This window comes from Roseateles sp. GW821-FHT03B02 (assembly GCF_059421025.1).
Genome location: NZ_JBWKUV010000005.1, coordinates 154696 through 178578, shown reverse-complemented (window position 1 = coordinate 178578; position 23883 = coordinate 154696). Strand labels below are relative to the sequence as shown.

The window sequence follows — 23883 nt, the reverse complement described above, 5'->3', positions numbered from 1 at the left end:
AGTCATCGGGCGGTCATCGTCGCATGCGCGAGCGCGAGGTTGAGCCTGAGCACATGGACGCGCGGCTCGCCGAGAAAGCCGAGCCGACGGCCCTCGGTGTGCGCATCCACCAGCGCTCGCACCTGCTCTACCGGCAGGCCCCGCACGCGGGCCACGCGGGCGAGCTGGTAGTCGGCCGCGGCGCGGCTGATGTGCGGATCCAGCCCGCTGGCCGAGGCGGTCACGAGGTCGACCGGCACCGGGGCGAGGTTGCCGGGGTCGGCGGCGCGCAGGGCCTGCACGCGGGCCTTGACCGCGTCGACCAGGGCCGGCGCCGTCGGTGCGAGGTTGGAGCCGCCTGAATTGGCCGCGTTGTAGGGCGTGGGTGCCGTGGCCGAGGGACGGCTCCAGAAGTGGCCAGGGTCGGTGAAGCGCTGGCCGATCAGCTCGGAGCCGATCGCCAGGCCGTCGCGCTCGACCAGGCTGCCGTTGGCCGCCCGTGGGAACAGCGTCTGCGCGAGGCCGGTGACGGCCAGCGGGTAGGCCAGGCCGGTGATGAGGCTGAGCATCACGAAGAGCGTCAGAGCAGGGCGGAGCTGGGTGTTCATGGGAAGAAGGCGGAGATGAGGAGATCGATGGCCTTGATGCCGATGAAGGGCACGATGACGCCGCCCAGGCCGTAGACCAGCAGGTTGCGGCGCAGCAGGGCCGCGGCGCCGATGGCGCGGTAGCGCACGCCCTTCAGCGCCAGCGGAATCAGCGCGACGATGATGAGCGCGTTGAAGATGACTGCCGACAGGATGGCCGAGCCGGGGCTGGCCAGGTGCATGACGTTGAGCGCCGCAAGCTGCGGGTAAGTCGACGCGAACGCCGCCGGCAGCACGGCGAAGTACTTGGCCAGGTCGTTGGCAATGGAGAACGTCGTCAGCGAGCCGCGCGTCATCAGCATCTGCTTGCCGGTCTCCACCACCTCGATGAGCTTGGTGGGGTCGCTGTCGAGGTCCACCATGTTGCCGGCCTCCTTGGCAGCCTGGGTGCCGGTGTTCATCGCGACGGCCACGTCGGCCTGGGCCAGCGCGGGCGCATCGTTGGTGCCGTCGCCGGTCATGGCCACCAGCCGGCCCTGGGCCTGGTGCTCGCGGATGAGCGCCAGCTTGGCCTCGGGCGTGGCCTCGGCGAGGAAGTCGTCCACGCCGGCCTCGGCCGCGATGGCTGCGGCGGTCAGCCGGTTGTCGCCGGTGACCATGACCGTCTTGATTCCCATGCGGCGCATCTGGGCGAAGCGCTCCCTGATGCCGGGCTTGACGATGTCCTTGAGCTCGACGACCCCCAGCACCTGCTCGCCTTCGGCGACGACCAGCGGCGTGCTGCCGCGGCGGGCCACCTCGTCGACGGTGGCCTGCACACCGCCGGGCCAGCGGCCGCCGGCCGCCTCGACATGGGCCCGCACGGCACTGCCGGCACCCTTGCGGATGCTGCGGCCAGCCAGGTCGACGCCACTCATTCGCGTCTGCGCCGTGAACGGCACGGCCTCGCCGCGCTCCGCAGCCGCTGCGGCCCCGAACCTGCGGTCCGCCAGCGCCACGATGCTGCGGCCCTCGGGCGTCTCGTCGGCCAGCGACGCGAGGCGCGCGGCATCAGCCAGCCGAGATTCGCTGACGCCGTCCAGCGGCCAGAAGGCGTCGGCCTGGCGGTTGCCCAGCGTGATGGTGCCGGTCTTGTCGAGCAGCAGCACGTCCACGTCGCCCGCGGCCTCGACGGCGCGGCCCGACGTGGCGATGACGTTGGCCTGCAGCATGCGGCTCATGCCCGCCACGCCCACGGCCGACAGCAGGCCGGCGATGGTGGTCGGGATCAGGCAGACGAGCAGCGCCACCAGCACGACGAGGCTGACGGGCTCGCCCCCGCCCGCCGCCGCAACGCCGAACAACGAGAACGGCAGCAGCGTGGCGCAGACGCCGAGGAACACCAGCGTCAGTGCGACGAGCAGGATGGTCAGCGCGATCTCGTTGGGCGTCCTCTTGCGCTTGGCGTTTTCGACCATCGCGATCATGCGATCGACGAAGGTCTCGCCCGGATTCACGGCTACGCGCGCCACGACCCAGTCGGAAAGCACGCGCGTGCCGCCGGTCAGCGCAGAGAAGTCGCCGCCGCTCTGGCGGATGACGGGCGCGGACTCGCCGGTGATGGCGCTTTCGTCCACCGAGGCGACGCCGTCGACGACTTCGGCGTCGGCGGGCACCACGTCGCCGGCCTCGATCAGCACGACCTCGCCCTTGCGCAGCGTGCCGGCCTCGCGTGGGTGCCAGTTCAGGGCCGTGCGCGCCACGCCGGGCCGCCAGCCGTCGGCGACCTTGGCCCAGGTCTCCTTTTGCAGACCGCGCAACGACGCCGCCTGGGCCTTGCTGCGGCCCTCGGCCAGCGCCTCGGCGAAGTTGGCGAACAGCACGGTGAACCACAGCCATACCGTCACGGCGACGACGAAGCCGTCGGGCCGGGCCATCGAGAGTGCCGTCGTCAGCAGGCTGCCAAGGTAGACGACGAACATCACCGGGTTGCGCAGCTGCACGCGCGGGTCCAGCTTGGCGAAGGCCTGGGCCAGCGCCTGGCGGGCCAGCCTGGGATCGAGCAGCGAGGAAGTGGTGCGGCTCATGCGGCGCTCCAGAGGATCAGGTGCTCGACGACCGGCCCCAGGGCCAGTGCCGGCACGTAGTTCAGCAGGCCGACCAGCAGCACGACGCCGATCAGCAACGCGATGAAAAGCGGGCCGTGCGTGGGCAGCGTGCCCTCGCCTGCGGCCAGACGCTTCTTGCCCGCCAGCGACCCGGCCAGGGCCAGCACCGGCACGATGACGCCGAAGCGGCCCATCCACATCACCAGGCCCAGCAGCAGGTTGTAGAACGGCGTGTTGGCAGACAGGCCCGCAAAGGCGCTGCCGTTGTTGTTGCCGGCGGACGAGAGGGCATACAGCACCTCGCTGAAGCCATGCGCACCGGGCGCCGCGATGCCCGCCCTGCCCGGCTCCGCGACGACGGCAACCGCCGAGCCCACGAGCACGGCGAGCGGCGCCAGCAGGATGGCCAGCGACACCATCTTCATGTCGAAGGCCTCGATCTTCTTGCCGAGGTACTCGGGGGTGCGGCCGATCATCAGGCCGGCCACGAACACCGCCAGCATGGCGAACACCAGCATGCCGTACAGGCCCGAGCCCACGCCGCCAAACACGACCTCTCCCAGCTGCATCATGACCAGCGGCACCAGGCCGCCCAGCGGCGTGAAGCTGTCGAGCATCGCGTTGACGGCGCCGCAACTGGCGGCCGTTGTCACGACGGCGAACAGCGACGAGGCCTCGATGCCGAAGCGCACCTCCTTGCCTTCCATGTTGCCGCCACCGACGCTCGCGCCCAGCTCTGCCAGCCGAGGGTTGCCGGCCTGCTCCGCCGCGGTGGTCACGACGACGGCGGCGACGAAGAGCGCGGTCATGGCTCCCAGCAGCGCCCAGCCCTGGCGCATGTCGCCCACCTGCCTGCCCATGACGAAGCACAGCGCCGCCGGGATCAGGAAGATGGACAGCATCTGCAGCGCGTTCGTCACCGCCGTCGGGTTCTCGAAGGGGTGGGCCGAGTTGGCGTTGAAGAAGCCGCCGCCGTTGGTGCCCAGCATCTTGATGGCCAGTTGCGACGCGACCGGACCGAGGGACAGCGTCTGGCTGGCGCCTTCCAGCGTCACGACCTGCCGGCTGGCCTCCAGCGTCTGCACGACGCCCAGGCCGGCCAGCACGAGCGCGAATGCAAAGGACAGCGGCAACAGCACCCACAGCGTGGCGCGGGTCAGGTCGACCCAGACGTTGCCAATGGCCAGGGACGAATGGCGGGCGAAGCCACGCACCAGCGCCAGCACCACGGCGATGCCCGTCGCAGCGGACAGGAAGTTCTGCACCGTCAGCGCCAGCATCTGCGTGAGATGGCTCATCGTCGTCTCGCCGCCATAGCCCTGCCAGTTGGTGTTGGTGACGAAGCTGATGGCGGTGTTGAAGGCTGAATCCGGCGCGACGGCGGCGAAGCCCTGCGGGTTCAGCGGCAGCAGGGGTTGCAGCCGCTGCAGCAGGTAGACAGCGGCAACACCCAGCGCATTGAAGAGCACCAGGCCCAGCGCATAGCTCAGCCACCCTTGCTCGGCATCGGCGTCAGTGCCGGCCAGCTTCAGCAGCCCGCGCTCGGCACGACGCAGCCAGGCGACGTTGCCCTGCATCGCGGCATGGATCCACCACGCCAATGGCCAGGCCAGCGCGAACAGCACGATGAGGAAAGCAGCCAGCTGCATCCAGGCAGAGACACTCATGACAAGTCCTCCGGGAACAGCAGCGCCCAGAACAGATAGCCCGCCAGACCGACGACGAGGATGGCGGCGGCGAGTTCGAAGCCGCTCATGACCTCCTCCCCGCCAGCCTGTCGCAGCCCCAGGCCGCGAGCCCGGTCGGCAGCGCGAGTGCCGCGCCCAGCCCCAGAAAAACGATGTCCATGACACCTCCATTGCGATGGAGGTCATTCTGGAAATCGGGCCGTCAAACCGCCGACAAGATCGCGGCGGGCGGCATCAAGAAAGCATCAAGACTTCGGCAGGGCCAGCTGCGTGATGTCGATGCCGCGCTCCGCGGCGATGGCTTCCAGCACCGGCAGCAGGGGGCCCAGCTTCTCGTCCAGCGCGTCGCGCACGGTGTCGACGACGACCTGCGTGCTGCGCTCGATCTCGATGTGCACCGCGTCGCCCACGACCTTGTCGCCGAAGGTCGTCATGCGCAGCGTTTCCGGAATCAGCCAGACCTCGAACCAGCCCGAGCCGTCGCGCTCGCGCCAGGCCTCGGCCACGGTCAGGCTGCAGCCGTTGACGCCGATATAGCCCTTGGCGAAGACGTAGCGCATCCACGGCGCCGGCAGCGCGAAGCGGATGACGTGGTTGTTGTCGGGCCGGCGGATCTCGGCGATACGGGCTGACACGTCCACATGGCCGGACAGCGGGTGGCCGCCGATCTCGACTCCCTCCCTGGCCGCGCGCTCCACATTCAGGCCCGAGCCCAGCTGCAAGCCGCCGAGCGTGGTCAGGCTGAGCGTCTGCGCCATCACGTCGAAGCTCGCAACACCGGCCGCCGGACGCTCGGTGACCGTCAGGCAGACGCCGTCGCAGGACACGCTGGCGCCGATGGCCAGTTCGTCGTCGAAGCCCTCGGGAAACTTCAGATGCAGCGTGTGCAGGCCCTCGCGGGCCTCGATGGACTGGACGCGGGCGACGCCCTGGACGATGCCGGTGAACATGATGAAAAAAGGCCCCGGCAGGGGCCTGTCTGAACAGCGATGGGGCAGCTTACCAGCTGACCTCGCGGTCCGGCGTGGCGCCGATCTTGTGGATGGACAGGTCGGCGCCCTCGAACTCCTGCTCGGCATCCAGCCTCAGGCCGACGAACCGGCGGATCACGCCGTAGACGACGAAACCGCCCGCCAGCGCCCAGGCCACACCGCCCAGCGTGCCGATCAGCTGCGCACCGAAGGAGACGCCGCCGATGCCGCCGAGCAGCCGCTGGCCGAAGATGCCGCAGGCGATGCCGCCCCAGGCGCCGCACAGGCCGTGCAGTGGCCAGACGCCCAGCACGTCGTCGATCTTCCAGCGGTTCTGCGTCAGGGTGAAGAACTGCACGAAGAGCCAGCCGGCCACGCCGCCGGTCACCAGGGCGCCCAGCGGGTGCATGACGTCAGACCCCGCGCAGACGGCCACCAGGCCGGCCAGCGGGCCGTTGTAGGCGAAGCCCGGGTCGTTGCGGCCCAGCAGCACGGCCACCAGCGTGCCGCCCGCCATCGCCATCAGCGAGTTCACGGCCACCAGGCCCGAGATCTTGTCCAGCGTCTGTGCGCTCATCACGTTGAAGCCGAACCAGCCCACAGTCAGCACCCAGGCGCCCAGGGCCAGGAACGGGATGCTGGAGGGCGGGTGAGCGCTCATCGCACCGTCCTTGCGGTAGCGGTTCAGGCGAGGCCCGAGCAGCAGCACGGCAGCCAGGCCGATCCAGCCGCCGACGGCGTGGACGACGACGCTGCCGGCGAAGTCGTGGAACTCGGCGCCCGTGACCGTCTTCAGCCAGGTCTGGATGCCGAAGGCCTGGTTCCAGGCGATGCCCTCGAAGAAGGGGTAGACGAAGCCGACGATGACGCAGGTGGCAGCCAGCTGCGGGCCGAAGCGGGCCCGCTCGGCAATGCCGCCCGACACGATGGCGGGAATAGCCGCCGCGAAGGTCAGCAGGAAGAAGAACTTGACCAGCTCGTAGCCGTTCTTCTGCGCAAGTTGCTCGGCACCGACGAAGAAGTGCATGCCGTAGGCGACGCCGTAGCCGACGAGGAAGTACGCCAAGGTGGAAACCGCGAAGTCCACCAGGATCTTGACCAGGGCATTGACCTGGTTCTTCTTGCGCACCGTGCCCAGTTCCAGGAAGGCAAAGCCTGCATGCATGGCGAGCACCATGATGGCACCCAGGAGAATGAAGAGCGCATCCGCGCCCTGCTTGATCGATGACTCCAACGCTGTCTCCGGCCGCCGGCTCCAGACTTGGGCACCACGCACCAAGCCGAACCGGATCGCACCGAAATTGCAAATTCAATGCCCGCTTTTAAGGCATGGATTTCCAGGCGGCCCGCACCACGAAACGGCATTCAGCCCTTGTTTGGTGCGTTTTGCGCACTCTTCTCGAACGCATCGGCACTGAATCCGAGCGTCCGATGGCCGGCCGGCCAGTGCACGACGGGGCGCTTGATGACGCTGGGCTCGGCCAGCATCAGGGCGATGGCCGACGTGTCGTCGGTCACGCCCGCCCTGGTGGCCTCGTCCAGCTTGCGCCAGGTCGTGCCGGCGCGGTTGACGAGCTTGTCGCGGCCGAAGGCCGCCAGCCAGGCGGGCAGCAGTTCCGCGGGAACGCCCTGCTTCTTGAAATCGTGGAAGGCGACCTCCAGGCCGTTGTCGGCCAGCCAGGCGCGGGCCTTCTTGACGGTGTCGCAGTTGGGGATGCCATAGACCTTGATCATGGGGCGGCAACTTACCATGCGGCCATGATCGACTGGCTCGATGAAGCGTCCCTCGAATTCCCGCCCAGTGCCGTCGCGCTCGGCCCCGACACCGACGCGCCGGGCCTGCTGGCCGCCGGTGGCAGGTTGACTCCCGAACGGCTGGCGGCTGCCTACCGCCGCGGCGTCTTTCCCTGGTACGGCCCCGGCCAGCCACCGCTGTGGTGGGCGCCCGACCCGCGCATGGTGCTGAAGACGGCGGACTTCAAGCTGTCACGCTCGCTGCGCAGGACCGTGCAGCGCTTCGCCACCACACCCGGCTGCGAGATCCGGGTCGACCACGACCGCGCCGCCGTCCTCAGGGCCTGCGCCAGCGCGCCGCGCGAGGGGCAGGCCGGCACCTGGATCGTGCCGGAGCTGCAGGCCGCCTACCTGGCCTGGCCTGCCATGCACAGCATCGAGACCTGGATGGAAGGTGAATTGGTGGGTGGCCTCTACGGCGTCAACCTCGGGCGGATGTTCTACGGCGAATCGATGTTCATGCGGCGCACGGACGCCTCCAAGATCGCGCTGTGCGCGCTGGTCTGTCTTTGCCGCGGCTTCGGCATCCCGTGGATCGACTGCCAGCAGAACACCCCCCACCTGGCCTCGCTGGGCGCGGCAGAAATCCCGCGCGAGGCCTTCGAGGCCCATCTCGCCACCCATGTCGATGAGGCCACACCGGGGCCCTGGACCTATCATCCGGACTACTGGCACAGGCTCCTGACCACGACGTGACCCACCCCAAAGAACTGCCCCTCGCGCAGATCCAGTTCTACGCCACGGCTGCCTACCCGTGCAGCTATGTGCCGGGCCGCCAGGCTCGCTCGCAGGTCGCCACGCCCAGCCACCTGATCCACGCCGACGCCTACTCCAACCTCGTCGCCGCGGGCTTTCGCCGCAGCGGCCTGTTCACCTACCGCCCCTATTGCGACCAGTGCCGCGCCTGCGTGGCGCTGCGCGTGCCGGTGGCCCGCTTCGAACCCACGCGCTCTCAGCGCCGCGCCTGGAAAGCCCACCGCAACCTGCAGGCCAAGGTCATGCGCCTGGGCTACTCGCCCGAGCACTACGCCCTCTACCTGCGCTACCAGGCCGGCCGGCACAGCGGCGGCGGCATGGACCACGACAGCGTCGACCAGTACACCCAGTTCCTGCTGCAGAGCCGCATCAACTCGCGCCTGGTGGAGTTCCGCGAGCCAGCGCCCGACGGACAGGATGGCCCGGGGCCGCTGCGCATGGTGTCCATACTGGACATCCTCAGCGACGGCCTGTCCGCGGTCTACACCTTCTACGACCCCGACATCGACGGCAGCTTCGGCACCTATGGCGTGCTGTGGCAGATCCAGCAGGCCCGCGAGCTCAAGCTGGAACACCTCTATCTAGGCTATTGGATCGAGGAGAGCCCGAAGATGGCCTACAAGGCCGGGTTCAGGCCCCACCAGGTGCTGCAGCAGGGCGAATGGGTCTACGCAACTAGCTCGCCGCAGACGCCGTCAGACGCTTGAACCATAACCGAGCGACCGCAGGCCAAAGCTTCGCCCGCCAGGGACTGCGGCGCAGCACCTCGAGGTAGTTGTCGAGCGCCATCTGGGCGCTACCGCGAATCAGATGGCCGTAAGCGAACTGAACGATGAGATCGTCGATATGCCTGCGCATGACCGAGGCATCCAGACTGGTGCCCGCCTTCGGGTCTTCCAGGCCCCAGCGCCGAAGTGCCATCTCCACGACCACACGCTCATCGTTGACGGGACGGGCCTTGCGCGAGACAGAACCGTCCACGACGCGGTAGTAGGCACCGATGCAATCCAGCTTGTCGACCTTGGCCGCCCGAGACGCCCTCAACCAGCAGTCATAGTCATCGCCGTTGTAGAGCTCCACGTCGAAAGGACCGATCTCGTCGATCAGGCTGGCCCTCATCAGAACCGTCGTGGTGAGCAGATGGCATTCCAGCAACAGGCGGGTGTACATCCATCCGGAGCGGTCCGGGACCACAGCCACGCCAGCAACGGGCACGGGGCTGACCTCCGAGAGGCGGAACACGCCATCGGCATCTGCGGGCCAGACATGCCAATGGGTGAACACCGTGCCGACGTCGGGGTTGGCGCGCAAATGCGCCACCTGTGCAGTCAGCTTGCTCGGCAGCCAGATGTCATCGGCATCCAGGAAGGCGACGAATTCGCCGCGCATGGCGGCAAGACCTGCGTTGCGCGCGCGGGGCGGGCCGGCGTTGGCTTGGTCGATGACCCGTATGCGATCACCATACCGACGCAACACCTCCAGGGTGTCGTCCTTGGAACCGTCGTTGACAACGATGATCTCGACCTGCGGGTAGTCCTGTGCAAGGACGCTGTCCACCGCCTCGGCCACATAGGCTGCAGCGTTGTAGGCTGGGATGATGACGCTGACCAGGCCCGCGACGCGCTCCGCGGGTGAGGGCATCAAACCGCGGCTCCAACGGACATCCGCCCCGTGGACAGCAGCCCGTCAAAGTACTCGATGGTGCGTCGCAGCCCCTCGTCGAGCCCGGTCGTCGGCTGCCAGTTCAGCTTCTCACGCGCCAGCGTCAGGTCGGGCTGGCGCTGCAACGGGTCGTCGCTCGGCAACGGCCGATGCACGACCTTGGAGGAAGACCCAGTCAAGGCAATCACCTTCTGCGCCAGCTGCAGCATCGTGAACTCGCCAGGATTGCCGATGTTCACCGGCCCGGTGAAATCGTCACCGGTGTTCATCAGCCGGATCATGGCTTCGATCAGATCGTCCCGGTAGCAGAAGGAGCGTGTCTGCGAGCCGTCCCCATAGATGGTGATGTCGTCACCTTTGAGGGCCTGCACGATGAAGTTGGACACCACGCGCCCATCGTTGGGATGCATGCGCGGGCCATAGGTATTGAAGATGCGAGCAACCTTGATGCGCAGCTTGTGCTGGCGGTGGTAGTCGAAGAACAGCGTTTCTGCGCAGCGCTTGCCCTCGTCGTAGCAGGAGCGCAGGCCAATGGGGTTGACATGGCCCCAATAGTCCTCGGTCTGAGGATGGATCTTCGGGTCGCCATAGACCTCGCTGGTCGAGGCCTGCAGGATCTTGGCCTTGACGCGCTTGGCCAGCCCCAGCATGTTGATCGCGCCGTGCACGCTGGTTTTCGTCGTCTGGACCGGATCGAACTGGTAATGGATCGGCGAGGCGGGACAGGCCAAGTTATAGATTTCGTCGACCTCCACGTACAAGGGGAAGGTCACGTCATGACGCATCAGCTCAAAATGCGGGTTGGCCAGCAGGTGAGCAATATTGGCTTTGGTGCCGGTGAAATAGTTGTCCACGCAAAGCACGTCGTGGCCCTGGTCCAGCAGGCGCTCGCAGAGATGGGAGCCCAGAAAGCCCGCGCCGCCGGTGACCAGGATGCGCTTGCTCAAGCCATTCGTCTTCATTTCCAGTCCTGTTCGCAAGAGGCCCGCTTGGGCGTGGCCATGGAGAGAGAGGCGCGGATTCTAGGAGCACGGATGCATCAGACCAGCACCTCGACACAGGGGGGATGGCCAAGAAACGCGCCCGGGCTGGCACTGCTGCCGTATGCGCCGCTCTGATAGACGACTGTCAGGTCGCCGACCTCGCCCCTGAACATGTCCATGCGGTCGGCCAGCAGGTCCAGCGGCGTGCACAGCGGGCCGACGATGCTCGCGGATTCAATGACCGGCTCCCGGCGCCCCTGAGGCTCGACGGAAGCGGGGTAGTTCTTGCGCAGCACCTGACCGAAGTTGCCGGAGGCAGCCAGATGGTGGTGCAGGCCTCCATCGCTCACCAGGAAGACCTGGCCACGCGAAACCTTGCGGTCGACGACACGGCTGACGTAGACACCTGCCTCGCCGACGAAGTAGCGCCCCAGTTCGATGACCAGCTTGGCCTGCGGCAGGTCCACCTTCGCACGCGCCTGCAATTCAGCCAGGTTGTCGGCGATGGGGCGCAGGTCCAGCCGCGCCTCGCCAGGGAAGTAGGGAATGCCGAAACCGCCGCCAAGGTTTAGGAATCTGATCGGCGCCGGCGCGGCATCGGCCAAGCGCAGGGCGAGCTCGTAGCTTTTCTGCTGGGCTTCGCAGATGGCTTCGGCCTTCAGGTTCTGCGAACCAGCAAACAGGTGGAAGCCTTCGAAGGCCAGCCCCTCACCTTCCAGCCGCCCCACCTCGGCCAGCACCGCGGGCACCGTCTCCGCATCGATGCCGAACTGCTTGGGACCACCACTCATGCGCATGCCCGAGCCCTTGAGCTCGAAGTCGGGGTTCACGCGCAGCGCGACGCGGGCCGGCAGCCCCAACCGCTGCGCGGCACGCCCCAGCGGCGCGAGCTCGCGCACAGACTCGACGTTCACGAGGACGCCGGCCGCCACTGCTTGAGAAAGCTCGACTTCACGCTTGCCCGGCCCGGCGAAACTGATTTCGTGCGGGTCTGCACCTGCATTGAGCGCCACCTGCAATTCACCGGCCGAAGCCACGTCGATGCCGTCCACCAGGCCCGCCATCAGCTGCACGAGCGCCGGCATGGGGTTGGCCTTCATCGCGTAGTGCAGCTCAATGCCCGTTGGCAGGGCGGCGCGCAGTTCCCCCACGCGGGCCCTCAGCAGGCCGCGGTCATAGGCGTAGAACGGCGTCTGGCCGACGCGCTCGGCCAGCACAGACAGGCGCTGCCCACCGATGAGCAACTCGCCCTGGGCATCGCGGGGGAACAGGACGGAGGCGTGCTCCAGCGCGCGCTTCGTGGGTGTGGTGTCACTCATGCGGAATGGCGCTCGACCCAGTCGGTCGAGAGGGTCTTGCGGTCGATTTTGCCGTTCGGGTTGCGCGGCAGCGCACCGAGGCGCTGCTCGAAGCCGTGAGGCACCATGTAGGCGGGCATGCGCGCCTTGCAGGCGGCCAGCAGCGCCGCGGTGTCCACGGCGGCGGCGCCATCTGGCGGCGTCGCGATGACTTGGATGGCCTGGCCCAGGGTGTCGTGTTCGACGCCGAAGGCCACGCACTCGCCCACCAGACCGGTGGCGTAGAGGATCTCCTCCACCTCGGTCGGGCTGACGCGGTAGCCCGACGTCTTCATCATCTCGTCGCGGCGGCCAACGAAGTAAAGAAATCCGTCGGCGTCGCGCCGCACGGTATCGCCCGAGAACACGGCGATTTCGGGCAACTGCATGCCGGCCTCGCGGCCACCGACACCCGCGGGCAGCGCCTTGTATCGCTCGGCCGTCTTTTCGGTGTCGTTCCAGTAACCCAACCCCACCAGCGCCCCGCGATGCACCAGTTCGCCGGGCTCGTCCGGCGCACACTCCGTACCGTCCTCGCGCAGCACGAGGATCTCGGCGTTCGGGATCGCCTTGCCGATCGAGTCCGGTCGACGGTCCACCTCTGATGGCGGCAGATAGGTCGAGCGGAAGGCCTCGGTCAAGCCGTACATCAGGAATGGCTTGGCCGATGGTGCCTTGGCACGCAGCAGATCAAGCGTCGCACGCGGCATTCGGCCGCCAGTGTTGGCGAAGTAGCGCAGATTGGCATCGATGGCTGTCGGCCACTCGAGCTGAGTCAATTGGATGTAGAGCGGCGGCACGGCAGTGAGGCCTGTGACCTTCTCGCGCTCCATGGCCTTGAGCACGTCCTTGGGCAGCAGATAGTTCAGCAGCACGACGCGAGCGCCGCTATGGAAGGCAGTCGTCAGCTGGCTGAAGCCCGCATCGAAGGAAAGGGGCAGTGCAGCCAGCAGCGTGTCGCTGGGACGGTTCTCCAGATAGCTCGCGACGCTCTTGCCGCCAGCCACCATATTGCGGTGCGAAAGTACAACGCCCTTGGGCCGCCCCGTGGAACCCGAGGTGTAGAGGATGGCCGCCATGTCTGTGTCGATGACTCGGTGGCCGGCGCGAGGGTGCGAAGCGAGCAGCGCGGCCCAGTGGTGCACCGGCACCGGCGCCGAGCCCTCCCCCCCCGTCAACACGACATGGCGCAGTGCGGGACAGTTCGCCAGCGTGTCGCCCAACTGGGCCAGCCGCTCGGGTGAGGTGACCAGGACGCGCACATCGCAGTCCCGCAGGATGAAGCACACCTGCTCGGGCTTTAGCAACGGGTTCAGAGGCACGAAGACGCAGCCGGCTGCCGGCGCCCCGAAGCTCGCAACAACCGTCTCAAAGCGCTTTTCCAGGTAGATCGCGACTCGTTCACCGCGCGCCAGGCCCAGCTGCATCAGCCCCCCGCTGAAGCCTCGCACGGCAGCATCCAGCCCCCCGTAGCTCAGAGTCGTCGTGCCGTAGGTCAGGGCGGAGGCGTCGGGCGTGCGCTCGGCAGCAATCGCCACCAACTCGTTCAGCAGGGTCGATTCGGGCATGAAGCGGCGATGTCAGAAAGGGCCAAAAAGAGTGCAAAAAGTATCTCATGCGCCCCCGAGGCCAAGGGGTAGCCGCCCCCAGGTCCGAGGGGGCCGACGGATAAACTGGCCAGCTTGCTTTTTGGACGCCCTTGAATGGACAACGATCAGGTGCTCAGCCATGTGCTGAGGCTTCTCAACGACGTGCTGAGCCTGGATGGCCGCGCCGAGACCTTCGACCGCAGCACACCACTGTTGGGCGCCCTGCCCGAACTGGACTCCATGGCCGTGGTCAGCCTGATCACAGCGCTCGAGGAACAACTGGGCCTGGTCGTTGACGACGACGACATCGACGGCGACACCTTCGCCACGGTTGGCTCGCTGGCGGACTTCGTGGCCGCCCGCCTGACTTGACCCCCCAAGCCGAAGTCTTCTTCCTGCCCGCTGCGAGCGGCGAGCAGCGGCTTTGCCTTTTTCATACGCCGACCGGGGTACCGCGCAGCCGGGTGCTCTATCTGCACCCCTTCGCCGAAGAGATGAACAAGTCGCGCCGCATGGCCGCCCTGACTTGCCGTGCACTGGCCGAGGCCGGACATGCGGTGCTGCAGATTGACCTGCGGGGTTGCGGCGATTCGTCGGCCGACTTCGGCCAAGCCAGTTGGGCCGACTGGCGTGCCGACGTACAACTGGGGCTGCAGGCTCTGGACGAGCGCACCCCGAACGCGGCGCCGCTATGGCTCTGGGGTCTGCGCGCCGGATGCCTGCTGGCCGCAGCCGACTGGGACCGACCTGTGAACTATCTGTTCTGGCAGCCGATGACCAGTGGAAAACTTGCGCTGCAACAGTTCCTGCGCCTGCGGGTGGCCGCCGAAATGGTCGGCGGGACCGGCAAGGGGCTGATGGAACAGATGAAGTCGGAACTGGCCAATGGGTCTGGTGTGGAAGTGGCAGGCTATCGGCTGAATGCCTCCCTGGCCTCAGGACTCGAAGCAGCCTCGCTGACGCCGGCAGGCGAGCCGGGTCGCGTCGAGTGGCTGGAATTGAGCACAAGGGATGACGCCACACTGATGCCGGTCAGCGAGCAGGCCGCCCAACGCTGGCGCGACGCCGGCTGGACGTTGCGTTCGCGCATCGTGCCCGGCCCCAGCTTCTGGGCCGCCACCGAGATCGAAGTCGCCCCCGCGCTGATCGCTGGCTCGCTGGAAGCTCTTCAATGAGCGCCTATCGGGAATCAGCGATCGGCTTTGCCTGCAAAGGCGATCCGCTGGTCGGCATCCTCAGCGAGCCAACCGGGCAGACACCGGGCGAGATCGGGGTGCTCATCATCGTCGGCGGCCCGCAATACCGCGCGGGCAGTCACCGCCAGTTCACCTTGCTGGCCCGGCACTTGGCGGCGCACGGATTCGCCACGTTACGCTTTGATTACCGCGGCATGGGTGACAGCGCGGGAGTTGCGCGGGATTTTCTCGACGTTGACGATGACATTGCCGCCGCGATCGCCGCGTTTCGGTCAGCCAGCGCTGGCGTGCAGCGGGTCGTGCTGTGGGGGCTCTGCGATGCCGCTTCCGCCGCCCTCCTCCATATCGGCAGCCGGGACACCGCGCAGGTTCAGGCGCTTTGTCTCGTCAATCCATGGGTACGGTCGACGGCTAGCCTCGCCAAAGCGACGGTTAAACACTACTACAGACGCCGCATTCTCCAGAAGGAGTTCTGGCTCAAGATCGCAAGCGGTCAGCTCGGACTGGCAGCGATTCGAACGCTGCTCGGCAATCTTCGCGATGCCTTCGCCGGCGGTGGCAAACCGGTCAGCAACACCGACATTCGTCCATTTCAGGCCAGGATGCTCGATGCATTGGGCAATACGACAGCACCCTGCATGCTCATATTGAGCGACCTAGATCAAACCGCCCAGGAATTCGTCGAGTATGCCCACACTGAAAACATCTGGAATCAACTGCTGACGAAGCCAAACATCAGCGTCGTATCTATCGAAGGCGCCGACCACACGCTTTCGAAGATTTCGCATCAGCAGCAGATGTTCGACAGCATCGTCGCCTGGATGTATCGCCTTGCGCCATGAGCGGCGCCCACCCGGAGCTGAAAGAGAAGAGCCGATGCTTACCAGGTCCATGACAAACCGCCAGACCGGCATAATTTCAAGTAGCGACTTGACCGGACAGTTACTCCGACACGCGCTGCTGTGGGGTGCCCTCGCTCTGACACTCTGGTTCTCCTGGGTGGGTTTCATCGCGAGCGACGACGAAACCTACACTCAGGGTGCGCTGGGCTGGCTCAGCACCTTTCCATATATCCCATCCCATTTCGGCACGAGTCGCGTGGTCGTCGGCATTCCCATGGCCCTGACGCTCGCGGTGTTCGGCGAGCATGAATGGGTTATCCCGCTGAGCACCTGCCTATATTTTGGTCTGACGCTGTCCCTGACGCTGAGCATGCTTTCGCGCGTCATTGAAAACACCGCAGCGCTGGTATGCAGCATACTACTCGCGACAGTGCCGGTATTCGCATTGCGCGCCACCATTGCTTCGGCTGACCTGCCTGAACTGTTCTTCGTAGCAAGTTCCGTATGGCTTTACGCCTTCAGCAAGGAAAGCGCGCGCCCCGCAGCACGCATGCTTTGCGTGGGCCTTTGCCTGGGCCTGGCCTTTTCCGCACACGAACTCACATTGGCGGCGCTGGTTCTCTACGGCATCGCCTTCGTTTTCTCGCCGATCACCGATCGACGCAACTACTTGTTCATCGGCCTCGGCTTCGGTGCTGTCATCGGCATCGAATGCGCCTACTACGCGATAGTCGCAGGCGATCCCCTGCATCGTTTCAACCTGCTTCGCTCTGCCGTCCGGTATGTTGACCGCGTGCAGGTCGGATTCGGCCAGATTGCCGCGAACGGTACGCTGCATATCTGGGACCCCATCGATCCAATCATCATGCTGCTCACCAAGCATGAATTCAGCCTCGTCGGCCTGGCCTCGCTGCCAGCGCTGTGGTGGGCCTGCATTGGCACCCGTGGCCAGTCTTCCGCGGCCCTGCGCTGCGCACGGATCTTCGCCGCACTGGCGGCGGCATGGATGGTCTTCGCGGCCATCGTCCTGCGCGACATGATCCTAGGTCCGCGCTATTACATGATGTCGGCCTACGCGCTCTTCATCGTCATCAGCATCTGGGCCAGTATCGCCCTCAGGCCGTCACGCCCAGGCCTGCTGACCGCCGGATTGTCCGCCTTCATATTGATCAATCTCCTCGCGATCTATTTGGACAATAAGAATCCGCGGTTTGGCGAGCGCAGTCTGGTGGCGCTGCTGGGCTCAACCTCCGGTATCGTTTATACAGATCCGCTCACAGAAGACGACATTTACTGGTTTTGCAGATGGGAAAAGGCTGATTGCAGTCGAGTAAAAGTCGGCCCGCCGCCACCGGGCGCACTTTTTTATCACAATCCGAAAAATACGGAATCACCCAACAGATATGTCAACGCAGAGCAACTCAAGCGTCTGCAACCAGGCCCTGACTGGCAACTCCAGCAGCGCTATGTTGAAGACCGCAAACTGCTGGGCGTGCTGCTTGACCGTCTGGGCCTGCTCAACCGCCTGCCCCAAGGCCTGGCGAAACGGATTGACCGTCCAAATCCGAGCACAGCGCTCTACCGAACACCAGCCAACTCCGATCAGTCGGCTGTCGTCCCCACCACGACACCCCCGGCCTCGGAACCGCAGCGCGCGACCACACCATGACGCCCCTTAATTTTGCAATTTTGGTCGCGTATACCTTGGGGCTTTCCCTTGGGCAATGCTTGTTCAAGCTTGCGGCAGACCATGCCCGCAATGCGGTCGACCAGGCGTTCTGGCCAGCGCTGATGACATCGCTTTATTTTTATGCGTCAATCACGCTGTACGCGATACTGACGCTCGTCTGGGTCTGGATACTATCCCGCATTCCGCTGAGTCGCGCCTATCCATTCGTGGCACTCGCATTCGTTTTCACGCCAGCTTTTTCGATCGTTTTCTTCGAGGAAAACATTAACGCCTGGTATGCACTGGGGCTGGCGCTCATATTGATGGGGCTAGGCCTGATCGTTGTGAAGGCAACTTAAATGAAGTCGCTAGATTCAATATACATCGTGGTACCGGCCTACAAGGAAGCCACGGTGATCGGCGATGTTATCGCCGGGGTCATCAAGAAATACCCGAAGGTCGTGGTGATCGATGACTGCTCCCCCGACGACACCGCTGCGATTGCGCAACAGGCTGGCGCCATCGTCTTGCGCCACCCCATCAACCTGGGTCAGGGTGCGGCACTCGCCACGGGCATCCGTTACGCGTTGTCCCAGGGCGCGGAGTACATCGTCACCTTCGACGCAGATGGCCAACATCGCGTCGACGACATCGAGGTCCTTCTGCGCAGGCAAATGGAGACGGATGCGGAAATGGTGATCGGCAGCCGATTTCTGGGCTCTGCCGAAGGTATGCCTGCCCTGCGCCGGTTCGTTTTGAAAATGGCGGTCCACTACACAAGACTGACCAGCGGCGTGAGCATGACGGATGCCCACAACGGTTTTCGACTGCTGACACGCAGCGCCGCATTACGGCTGCGCATCAGGCAGAACCGCATGTCGCACGCCTCAGAGATCATTGACCAGATCAAAAGTCAGCAGATTTCGCTTGCAGAGGCCCCTGTCACGGTACTCTACACGGAATACTCGCTTCAAAAAGGTCAGCGCCTGAGCAACGCCGTCAACATCATCTGGGAAACCATTCTGGCAAGGATGCAGAAATGATCATCAAACTACTCTTGATCATCGGCCTTCTTTTTTGCCTGTTTTATGCCTTCCTGCAAAGGCGTAAATCCGGACTGGTCAGTTGGACGATCACGGCCACAAGCCTTGCAGGCATCGCATTCGTCAGCTTTCCGGATTTCACCACGGCCCTGGCCCATTTTCTGGGTGTCGGCCGAGGCGCCGACCTGATCATGTATTGCTGGATCGTGATCAGCCTCGCCATATCGGTCAGCCTGCAATTCAAGATTCTGCAACTGCAGGAAATTGCCACCGAACTGGCCCGAGCGCTCGCACTGCAGACTCCGCAAAGGCCCGAGCAGGGAGCCCCGCTCCCCATCGAAAAATAATAGGCCCACCGCCCAATCTTCTTGGAGTGATTTCATGCCTGCAGCCAAAGGGACATTGAACCATTTCAGCTTGCTTGGCGTAACCACCGGCGCTGTGGTTGCGCTGATTCAGCTTCTCTGTGCAACATCGGCCCACGCGGACGAGCCCAATGTGTGCGGCGACCTCTGGAATCATTATGGTCCCTATGATTACCGTACGGCGCACAAGTCACAGAAAGACATCGTCGAGCAGCGACACTTCAACCATGGCGTAGAAACATTGAGCAAGCAGTCGACCTCCTATTTCGGAGGCGACATCTCATACACACTGAAGGTTTTTCCCAACCATTATCGTGCCCTGCTCACCTATCAGCGGCTTGCTGAAAAGGAAAAGCGCGACCCTCCGCTTGACGGCGCCTACACGGTTGAATGTTTTTATGAGCGGGGCCTGCGATTCACCCCCAAAGATCAATTGCTGCGGATGCTGTATGCCAACTTCCTCATCAGCAAGCAACGCCTTCCGGAAGCGATTTCGCAACTGGACTATGTTGTCAATACAAACGAAGACGATCCGCTGACCCAGTTCAATGCCGGAATGCTTTTCATGGACATGAAGGAATACGCTCGCGCATTGACCCAAGCTCACAAGGTCATTGCCATGGGTTTCTCCCGTCCTGAACTTCGCAATCGTCTTGTCGCGGCGAATCAATGGGCCGAACCCGCCGAAGGCGCCGCGTCTGCAGCGGCTCCGGCATCTGCGGCGTCTCAATAAGGTTCGGGACTATGCAAGGCCGCCGTACGGTCCTGTGCGGCAGTCTGTCTTCGACTGAAGTTTCTTCCCACCAAGCCGTCACCCGATAGTCCTGCCCAGATGAACAACGATCAGTTCGCAAGCCTTCGGATCGGCCTGGTTGCGTGTTGCCTGAACACGGCCCATGTACGGGGCATGGGCAAATACGTCATGGAGTTGCTGCGCAACAGCAGCGACGATGTCTGCTGGCAGTTATTCGCCAACGACCCCCGACATCCACTCCAGCACCCTCAGGGGGCCCGGTTCACGCCGGACATCTTCGAGTTCCGTGGTGACCGCTTCCGGCTGTGGGAGCAGATGGGGTTGCCGTTGCGGAGCAGGCGCACGCCATTGACGCTGCTGCACTGCACGGAGGGCGCCTTGCCGTTGTGGCAGCCCCTCCCCACCGTCGTGACGCTGCACGACACGCTGGCTTTCGATGAGCGCGCCGACACAGTCGTCGAGCGGCTGTACTGGGACCGGCTCATTCCCGCCGCACTCAGGCGCGCCGCCCACGTCATCACGATCAGCGAATCCTCTCGGCGCGACATCCTGGCCCGCTGGCCGGAGCTGGAATCACGGCTGACCGTCATTTACCACGGCATCGAGTCCGCCTATTTCGAGCCACCAAAGGCGCCGATCCCACCGTCGCTGCAGCAAGCCCTCGGCGGCGCGGCGTTCGCGGTCTATCTGGGCGGCCCCCTGAAGCGCAAGCGCTTCGACTGGGCGCTGGAGGTGCTTGCCGCGCAGCCCGACCCCGCTCTCAAATTGGTGGCCTGCGGCTTCGGCGCGTCGGCGCGCCAGGCGGCCAGTGCCGCCCTGCCGCGCGAGCTGCAGGGTCGCGTGGTGTTCGCTGAATTCCTCTCTGACGCCGAGCTGCATGCGCTGTACACCGCGGCCGCAGCAGTGCTGTATCCCACGCTTTACGAGGGTTTCGGCTTCCCGGCCATCGAGGCGCAGGCAGCCGGCACGCCAGTCATCTTCAGCCCGCTGGGCAGTCTGGCGGAACTGACCGGCCCGCTGGCAACCCTCGTGCCCGCCGAGGATCTTTCGGCCTGGGCCCATGCACTGAACGAAGCCGTCACGCTCACGCCCGAAGCTCGGGCCGAAAAGACCGTGCGCGCACGGAAATGGGCCCAGGGATTTCGCTGGGCCGAGAGCTGGCGCGGCCATCTCGAGGTGTATCGCAAGGTGGCCGAGCAGCGATGAAGCGCCTGGGCGTCGTCATCTGCACATGGAACCGCGCCGACATGCTGGCGGCAACCCTGGATTCCCTCGCAGCAGTGCGCCGCCCCGACGGCTGTGCGGTGGATGTGATGGTGGTCGACAACAATTCGCAGGACGACACCCAGACCCGCGTGCGGGAGCGCCAGCCGGCCTGGCCGCTGGGTCGGTTGCATGCTTTCTTTGAGCGCCGCCAGGGCAAGCAGTTCGCGCTCAACACGGCCATCGCCAGAGCCCGCGAGCTGGGCTGCGAGGTGCTCGCTTTCACTGACGACGACATCGTCTTTTCGGCCGACTGGCTGGAGCAGATCGACGCAGCCTTCGACAACGAAGATCTGGCGCTGGCCGGCGGGCGCACCGTGCTGCAGTGGCCCGCAAGCGGCCGCCCTGACTGGTATGACGACAGCATGGCGGCCATCGTGGGCGGTGTGGACCTGGGGCCCGAACGGCTCGCGCCACCACCGCCCGGCTACGCCCCTGCCGGCGCAAATCTGGTCGCCAGGGCCGCGCTGTTCCAGCGGGTTGGCGGCTTCTCGGAGGCGCATTTCCGCCACATGGACTTCGAGTTCGGCCAGCGCTGCCTGAACCGTGGTGAGATCGTCGCCTATGAGCCACGTCTGTGCGTGACGGCGCCGATCGATCCGGCCATGCTGACCCGGCGCTATTTCCGCCGCTGGTCTTTGAAGGCCGGCATCTCGCCGTGGCAGCGCATGCTGCCCGACGAGTACCACCTGGCCTGGGTACCGGCGTGGCTGTACCGCCGGCTCGCCCAGGACATGCTCCTTTGGCTGATCGCCCCGCTGCTGTGCGAGCCCCCGGCGCAACGCTTCGCGCGCGAGCTTCGCATTTGGCGCGCCCGGGGAACTATCGCGGCACGCTGGCTGTCTCGGCTTCGCCCGGCCGCCTACCCGGCCTGGGTCGAGCGCCGCTCCCTGAAGCGGAATCTCTACTGATGAGCAACGTCCACCGCTCGCTCGGTTTCGCCTTCATGGAGCGCTATCTGCTGATCGGACTGCAGCTGCTGTCTTTTACGCTGCTGGCGCGGCTGCTGACGCCGCAACAGATCGGGCTGTACTCGGTCTCCATGGCACTCATCAGCATGGCTCAGGTAGTGCGTGACTTCGGCCTCGCCAACTACCTGATCCAGCGCAAGGAGCTGGGTCCCGAGGACGTTGGCAGCGCCCTGGGCCTGTCTGTACTGCTGGGCGGCGGTCTCTTCGTCGTCATCAACGCGGCGGCCCCATGGATCGCCGAGTTCTATCGAGACGACAGCCTGGCCGGCATCGTCCGCATCATCTCGTTCAACTTCCTGATCCTGCCTTTCAACTCCATTTCCATCGCGCTGCTCAGGCGCGACATGCGTTTTGACGCGCTGATGCGCGTCAACGTGTCGGCAGCCGTCGTGGGAACCTTCACGACGCTCGGGCTGGCCTGGTCCGGCGCCGGCTCGGCCAGCCTGGCCTGGGGCGATATCGCCGGCAGCCTGACCATCGCCACCGGCGTCAGCCTGACCGGGGCCTGGGGCAGGCTGGCACGGCCGCAACTGCACCGGTGGCGCGAGATCCTCGCCTTCGGCGGCCCGGTGACGGCAGCGAACGTCGTGACCTCGGTGTCCATGGACATCAACGACCTGGCAGTGGGCAAGCTGCTCAACTTCGGCCAGGTCGCCGTTGCCAGCCGCGCCCAGGGACTGATGAACCTGTTCGCACGCGACATCATGGGCACGGTGCGCTCGGTCGCCTACCCCGCCTTCGCCAAGGTGCACCGCGAGGAGGGTGCGCTGGAGCAACGCCATGTGCAGAGCCTCGCCGCCGTCAGCGCCGTGGCCTGGCCCTTCTACGGCTTCGTCGGCCTGTTCGCGCTGGAAGTGCTGCGCCTGATGTTCGGGCCGCAATGGGATGCCTCGGCCCCCCTCGTGCCGATCTATTGCGCCGCCGGCGCCGTCAGCGTGCTGAACAGCCTCGTGCCAACCGTCATGCTGGCCGCCGGCCAGGCCAGGCTCGTGGCCCTTGCCGATCTCATCATTCAACCCGTCAAGGCCCTGCTGCTGGTCGGGGTGCTGTGGTGGTGGCGGGCGCTGGAGCCGCTGGCCCTCGGCTTCCTCGCCATGGCCATCGTCGCCGTGCCCTATTTCTATGCGTTCAAGCAGCGCTGCCTGCCGAGCGACTTTCACGCGATCGGGCGCGAGCTGGCGCGCAATGCCCTGCTGGCGCTGATCTGCCTGCTTCCTTCCGCCCTGGCCGCGGCCTGGCTGCGGCCGCCCGGCGGAGCGCTCGGGCTGCCGATCTGGCTCGGCTGTGCGGCGATGACCTGCCTGCTCTGGCTGGCCGGGCTGAAGTTGCTGGATCACCCGCTCCATGGCGAACTGCTCGCCCTGATCCGCCGGCGTGCAGGGGTTGGCGTGTCATGAAGGTCCACGCCGTCATCGTGAGCTACAACGGCGCCGCTTGGATTGCCGATGCGCTGCGCTCCCTGCGTGCCAGCACCCACGCCTGCACGGCCATCGTCGTCGACAACGCCTCGACCGACGACACGGTGGCCATCGTGCGGCGCGATTTTCCCGAGGCACATCTCATCGAGGCGGGCGCCAATCTGGGCTTTGGCCGAGGCAACAATCTCGGCATCGCGGCGGCCCTGAGAGCCGGCGCCGACGCGATCCTGCTGCTGAATCAGGATGCCTGGGTGACGCCCGAGGCCGTCGGGCTGATGGTGGATTTCCTCACCGCCGAGCCCGGCTTCGACATCGTCAGCCCCCTGCACTGCAGCCCCGACCTGAGCCGGGTCGACCCCAACACCCAGAGCGCCTATCTGCAACGCCATGCCAGTGGCTATCTGTCAGACGCCTGCCTGGGGCGGGTGCAGCCGCACTACGCGATCCGCGGCATCAACGCGGCGGCCTGGATGCTGCGCGCCGGTGTGTTCCACCGCGTCGGCGGCTTTGACCCGCTGTTCTTCATGTACGGAGAGGACGACGACCTCATCGAGCGCTTTGCGCATCACGGGCTGCGCACCGCGCTGCTGCCGGCCGCCCGCATCGTGCATCTGCGTGCAAAGCCGCCAAGTCCGCCGCGAAGCTGGCGGCAACAACTCGCCGGCCGCGCGCGACGCAAGCGCTCGGCGCTGCTGCTGGATCTCAAGCGCCCGCATGGGAGCCTGCCTGGACAATTGCTGCGCCTGCTGGCGGCAGGCGTAGTGCAGCCCTTGGCCGACCTGTTGACCAATCACGACCTGCAAGGCTTCCTTGCCAGCCTGCTGGCCAGTCTGCAACTGCTGGTAGAACTCATGCCGGCGCGCCGCCATGCCCGACTCTGCGCCGAACCGGGCGCCCATTTCCTGGATCTCGACCCGCAATGAACTCTG

The 23883-nt window shown here is 65.6% G+C and carries 25 protein-coding genes; 14 read left to right on the top strand and 11 right to left on the bottom strand.

What is annotated here, in order from left to right; all coding sequences use genetic code 11:
* Positions 1 to 2: 2 nt before the first annotated feature.
* From kdpC to AC07VX_RS15505, 7 genes are all read right to left on the bottom strand, one after another.
* Positions 3 to 587, bottom strand: a complete 585-nt coding sequence (kdpC, locus tag AC07VX_RS15535; RefSeq protein WP_493166453.1) for a potassium-transporting ATPase subunit KdpC — start codon at positions 585 to 587, stop codon at positions 3 to 5.
* Positions 584 to 2632, bottom strand: coding sequence for a potassium-transporting ATPase subunit KdpB (gene kdpB / locus AC07VX_RS15530; protein ID WP_493166454.1), 2049 nt, complete (start codon positions 2630 to 2632; stop codon positions 584 to 586). Before kdpB ends, kdpC begins: the two co-directional genes overlap by 4 nt.
* Positions 2629 to 4320: a potassium-transporting ATPase subunit KdpA gene (kdpA, locus tag AC07VX_RS15525; protein WP_493166455.1), complete on the bottom strand. Its 1692-nt coding sequence runs from the start codon at positions 4318 to 4320 to the stop codon at positions 2629 to 2631. The genes kdpB and kdpA overlap by 4 nt, the downstream gene beginning before the upstream one ends.
* On the bottom strand, positions 4317 to 4409 hold the full coding sequence (gene kdpF / locus AC07VX_RS15520) for a K(+)-transporting ATPase subunit F (protein ID WP_493166456.1): 93 nt from the start codon (positions 4407 to 4409) through the stop codon (positions 4317 to 4319). Before kdpF ends, kdpA begins: the two co-directional genes overlap by 4 nt.
* Before the next feature lie 177 nt (positions 4410 to 4586).
* Complete coding sequence (locus tag AC07VX_RS15515; RefSeq protein WP_493166457.1) at positions 4587 to 5291, bottom strand: riboflavin synthase subunit alpha; 705 nt, start codon at positions 5289 to 5291, stop codon at positions 4587 to 4589.
* A gap of 49 nt (positions 5292 to 5340) precedes the next feature.
* The gene (locus tag AC07VX_RS15510; RefSeq protein WP_493166458.1) at positions 5341 to 6546 is read right to left on the bottom strand and encodes an ammonium transporter; all 1206 of its coding nucleotides are present in this window, start codon (positions 6544 to 6546) and stop codon (positions 5341 to 5343) included.
* 131 nt (positions 6547 to 6677) lie between these two features.
* Positions 6678 to 7046 (bottom strand): ArsC family reductase, encoded by a 369-nt coding sequence (locus AC07VX_RS15505; protein WP_493166459.1) that lies wholly within the window; start codon positions 7044 to 7046, stop codon positions 6678 to 6680.
* A gap of 24 nt (positions 7047 to 7070) precedes the next feature.
* On the opposite strand from AC07VX_RS15505, the gene AC07VX_RS15500 reads away from it, so the two are divergent.
* Both AC07VX_RS15500 and AC07VX_RS15495 read left to right on the top strand, forming a co-directional pair.
* The gene (locus AC07VX_RS15500; RefSeq protein WP_493166460.1) at positions 7071 to 7802 is read left to right on the top strand and encodes a leucyl/phenylalanyl-tRNA--protein transferase; all 732 of its coding nucleotides are present in this window, start codon (positions 7071 to 7073) and stop codon (positions 7800 to 7802) included.
* A complete protein-coding gene (locus AC07VX_RS15495; protein ID WP_493166461.1) occupies positions 7799 to 8569 on the top strand; it encodes an arginyltransferase in 771 nt (256 codons plus the stop codon). Before AC07VX_RS15500 ends, AC07VX_RS15495 begins: the two co-directional genes overlap by 4 nt.
* Here AC07VX_RS15495 and AC07VX_RS15490 read toward each other — a convergent pair.
* From AC07VX_RS15490 to AC07VX_RS15475, 4 genes are all read right to left on the bottom strand, one after another.
* Positions 8538 to 9503 carry a glycosyltransferase family 2 protein gene (locus tag AC07VX_RS15490; protein WP_493166462.1) on the bottom strand — a complete coding sequence of 322 codons (966 nt, stop codon included), beginning with the start codon at positions 9501 to 9503 and terminating at the stop codon, positions 8538 to 8540. The genes AC07VX_RS15495 and AC07VX_RS15490 overlap by 32 nt on opposite strands.
* Positions 9503 to 10486, bottom strand: a complete 984-nt coding sequence (locus AC07VX_RS15485) for a UDP-glucuronic acid decarboxylase family protein (protein WP_493166463.1) — start codon at positions 10484 to 10486, stop codon at positions 9503 to 9505. The genes AC07VX_RS15490 and AC07VX_RS15485 overlap by 1 nt, the downstream gene beginning before the upstream one ends.
* A gap of 77 nt (positions 10487 to 10563) precedes the next feature.
* The gene (locus AC07VX_RS15480) at positions 10564 to 11826 is read right to left on the bottom strand and encodes a pyridoxal-dependent decarboxylase, exosortase A system-associated (RefSeq protein WP_493166464.1); all 1263 of its coding nucleotides are present in this window, start codon (positions 11824 to 11826) and stop codon (positions 10564 to 10566) included.
* On the bottom strand, positions 11823 to 13412 hold the full coding sequence (locus AC07VX_RS15475) for an acyl-CoA ligase (AMP-forming), exosortase A system-associated (RefSeq protein ID WP_493166465.1): 1590 nt from the start codon (positions 13410 to 13412) through the stop codon (positions 11823 to 11825). The genes AC07VX_RS15480 and AC07VX_RS15475 overlap by 4 nt, the downstream gene beginning before the upstream one ends.
* Before the next feature lie 135 nt (positions 13413 to 13547).
* On the opposite strand from AC07VX_RS15475, the gene AC07VX_RS15470 reads away from it, so the two are divergent.
* From AC07VX_RS15470 to AC07VX_RS15415, 12 genes are all read left to right on the top strand, one after another.
* Positions 13548 to 13805: an acyl carrier protein gene (locus tag AC07VX_RS15470; protein ID WP_493166466.1), complete on the top strand. Its 258-nt coding sequence runs from the start codon at positions 13548 to 13550 to the stop codon at positions 13803 to 13805.
* The gene (locus AC07VX_RS15465; protein WP_493166467.1) at positions 13802 to 14608 is read left to right on the top strand and encodes a hydrolase 2, exosortase A system-associated; all 807 of its coding nucleotides are present in this window, start codon (positions 13802 to 13804) and stop codon (positions 14606 to 14608) included. Before AC07VX_RS15470 ends, AC07VX_RS15465 begins: the two co-directional genes overlap by 4 nt.
* The gene (locus tag AC07VX_RS15460; RefSeq protein WP_493166468.1) at positions 14605 to 15471 is read left to right on the top strand and encodes a hydrolase 1, exosortase A system-associated; all 867 of its coding nucleotides are present in this window, start codon (positions 14605 to 14607) and stop codon (positions 15469 to 15471) included. The genes AC07VX_RS15465 and AC07VX_RS15460 overlap by 4 nt, the downstream gene beginning before the upstream one ends.
* Before the next feature lie 34 nt (positions 15472 to 15505).
* Entirely contained in the window at positions 15506 to 17140 is a 1635-nt protein-coding gene (locus tag AC07VX_RS15455) for an ArnT family glycosyltransferase (RefSeq protein ID WP_495122016.1), read from the top strand.
* On the top strand, positions 17137 to 17499 hold the full coding sequence (locus AC07VX_RS15450) for an EamA family transporter (RefSeq protein WP_493166470.1): 363 nt from the start codon (positions 17137 to 17139) through the stop codon (positions 17497 to 17499). The genes AC07VX_RS15455 and AC07VX_RS15450 overlap by 4 nt, the downstream gene beginning before the upstream one ends.
* Positions 17500 to 18183: a glycosyltransferase family 2 protein gene (locus tag AC07VX_RS15445; protein WP_493166471.1), complete on the top strand. Its 684-nt coding sequence runs from the start codon at positions 17500 to 17502 to the stop codon at positions 18181 to 18183. It abuts the gene before it with no gap.
* Positions 18180 to 18530: a DUF2304 family protein gene (locus AC07VX_RS15440; RefSeq protein ID WP_493166472.1), complete on the top strand. Its 351-nt coding sequence runs from the start codon at positions 18180 to 18182 to the stop codon at positions 18528 to 18530. Before AC07VX_RS15445 ends, AC07VX_RS15440 begins: the two co-directional genes overlap by 4 nt.
* A 34-nt stretch (positions 18531 to 18564) precedes the next feature.
* Positions 18565 to 19281: a tetratricopeptide repeat protein gene (locus AC07VX_RS15435; protein ID WP_493166473.1), complete on the top strand. Its 717-nt coding sequence runs from the start codon at positions 18565 to 18567 to the stop codon at positions 19279 to 19281.
* Positions 19282 to 19380: 99 nt separating this feature from the next.
* The gene (locus AC07VX_RS15430; RefSeq protein ID WP_493166474.1) at positions 19381 to 20508 is read left to right on the top strand and encodes a glycosyltransferase family 4 protein; all 1128 of its coding nucleotides are present in this window, start codon (positions 19381 to 19383) and stop codon (positions 20506 to 20508) included.
* The gene (locus tag AC07VX_RS15425) at positions 20505 to 21476 is read left to right on the top strand and encodes a glycosyltransferase family 2 protein (RefSeq protein WP_493166475.1); all 972 of its coding nucleotides are present in this window, start codon (positions 20505 to 20507) and stop codon (positions 21474 to 21476) included. Before AC07VX_RS15430 ends, AC07VX_RS15425 begins: the two co-directional genes overlap by 4 nt.
* A complete protein-coding gene (locus AC07VX_RS15420) occupies positions 21476 to 22933 on the top strand; it encodes a lipopolysaccharide biosynthesis protein (RefSeq protein ID WP_493166476.1) in 1458 nt (485 codons plus the stop codon). Before AC07VX_RS15425 ends, AC07VX_RS15420 begins: the two co-directional genes overlap by 1 nt.
* Entirely contained in the window at positions 22930 to 23877 is a 948-nt protein-coding gene (locus AC07VX_RS15415; protein ID WP_493166477.1) for a glycosyltransferase family 2 protein, read from the top strand. The genes AC07VX_RS15420 and AC07VX_RS15415 overlap by 4 nt, the downstream gene beginning before the upstream one ends.
* Positions 23878 to 23883 lie beyond the last annotated feature (6 nt).

What these genes read in the sequence shown, in the direction of transcription:
- kdpC (WP_493166453.1), bottom strand. Translation starts at nt 587, where the DNA reads ATGAACACCCAGCTCCGCCCTGCTCTGACGCTCTTCGTGATGCTCAGC.
- kdpB (WP_493166454.1), bottom strand. Translation starts at nt 2,632, where the DNA reads ATGAGCCGCACCACTTCCTCGCTGCTCGATCCCAGGCTGGCCCGCCAG.
- kdpA (WP_493166455.1), bottom strand. Translation starts at nt 4,320, where the DNA reads ATGAGTGTCTCTGCCTGGATGCAGCTGGCTGCTTTCCTCATCGTGCTG.
- kdpF (WP_493166456.1), bottom strand. Translation starts at nt 4,409, where the DNA reads ATGAGCGGCTTCGAACTCGCCGCCGCCATCCTCGTCGTCGGTCTGGCG.
- AC07VX_RS15515 (WP_493166457.1), bottom strand. Translation starts at nt 5,291, where the DNA reads ATGTTCACCGGCATCGTCCAGGGCGTCGCCCGCGTCCAGTCCATCGAG.
- AC07VX_RS15505 (WP_493166459.1), bottom strand. Translation starts at nt 7,046, where the DNA reads ATGATCAAGGTCTATGGCATCCCCAACTGCGACACCGTCAAGAAGGCC.
- AC07VX_RS15500 (WP_493166460.1), top strand. Translation starts at nt 7,071, where the DNA reads ATGATCGACTGGCTCGATGAAGCGTCCCTCGAATTCCCGCCCAGTGCC.
- AC07VX_RS15490 (WP_493166462.1), bottom strand. Translation starts at nt 9,503, where the DNA reads ATGCCCTCACCCGCGGAGCGCGTCGCGGGCCTGGTCAGCGTCATCATC.
- AC07VX_RS15485 (WP_493166463.1), bottom strand. Translation starts at nt 10,486, where the DNA reads ATGAAGACGAATGGCTTGAGCAAGCGCATCCTGGTCACCGGCGGCGCG.
- AC07VX_RS15480 (WP_493166464.1), bottom strand. Translation starts at nt 11,826, where the DNA reads ATGAGTGACACCACACCCACGAAGCGCGCGCTGGAGCACGCCTCCGTC.
- AC07VX_RS15475 (WP_493166465.1), bottom strand. Translation starts at nt 13,412, where the DNA reads ATGCCCGAATCGACCCTGCTGAACGAGTTGGTGGCGATTGCTGCCGAG.
- AC07VX_RS15470 (WP_493166466.1), top strand. Translation starts at nt 13,548, where the DNA reads ATGGACAACGATCAGGTGCTCAGCCATGTGCTGAGGCTTCTCAACGAC.
- AC07VX_RS15460 (WP_493166468.1), top strand. Translation starts at nt 14,605, where the DNA reads ATGAGCGCCTATCGGGAATCAGCGATCGGCTTTGCCTGCAAAGGCGAT.
- AC07VX_RS15455 (WP_495122016.1), top strand. Translation starts at nt 15,506, where the DNA reads ATGCTTACCAGGTCCATGACAAACCGCCAGACCGGCATAATTTCAAGT.
- AC07VX_RS15450 (WP_493166470.1), top strand. Translation starts at nt 17,137, where the DNA reads ATGACGCCCCTTAATTTTGCAATTTTGGTCGCGTATACCTTGGGGCTT.
- AC07VX_RS15445 (WP_493166471.1), top strand. Translation starts at nt 17,500, where the DNA reads ATGAAGTCGCTAGATTCAATATACATCGTGGTACCGGCCTACAAGGAA.
- AC07VX_RS15440 (WP_493166472.1), top strand. Translation starts at nt 18,180, where the DNA reads ATGATCATCAAACTACTCTTGATCATCGGCCTTCTTTTTTGCCTGTTT.
- AC07VX_RS15435 (WP_493166473.1), top strand. Translation starts at nt 18,565, where the DNA reads ATGCCTGCAGCCAAAGGGACATTGAACCATTTCAGCTTGCTTGGCGTA.
- AC07VX_RS15430 (WP_493166474.1), top strand. Translation starts at nt 19,381, where the DNA reads ATGAACAACGATCAGTTCGCAAGCCTTCGGATCGGCCTGGTTGCGTGT.
- AC07VX_RS15425 (WP_493166475.1), top strand. Translation starts at nt 20,505, where the DNA reads ATGAAGCGCCTGGGCGTCGTCATCTGCACATGGAACCGCGCCGACATG.
- AC07VX_RS15420 (WP_493166476.1), top strand. Translation starts at nt 21,476, where the DNA reads ATGAGCAACGTCCACCGCTCGCTCGGTTTCGCCTTCATGGAGCGCTAT.
- AC07VX_RS15415 (WP_493166477.1), top strand. Translation starts at nt 22,930, where the DNA reads ATGAAGGTCCACGCCGTCATCGTGAGCTACAACGGCGCCGCTTGGATT.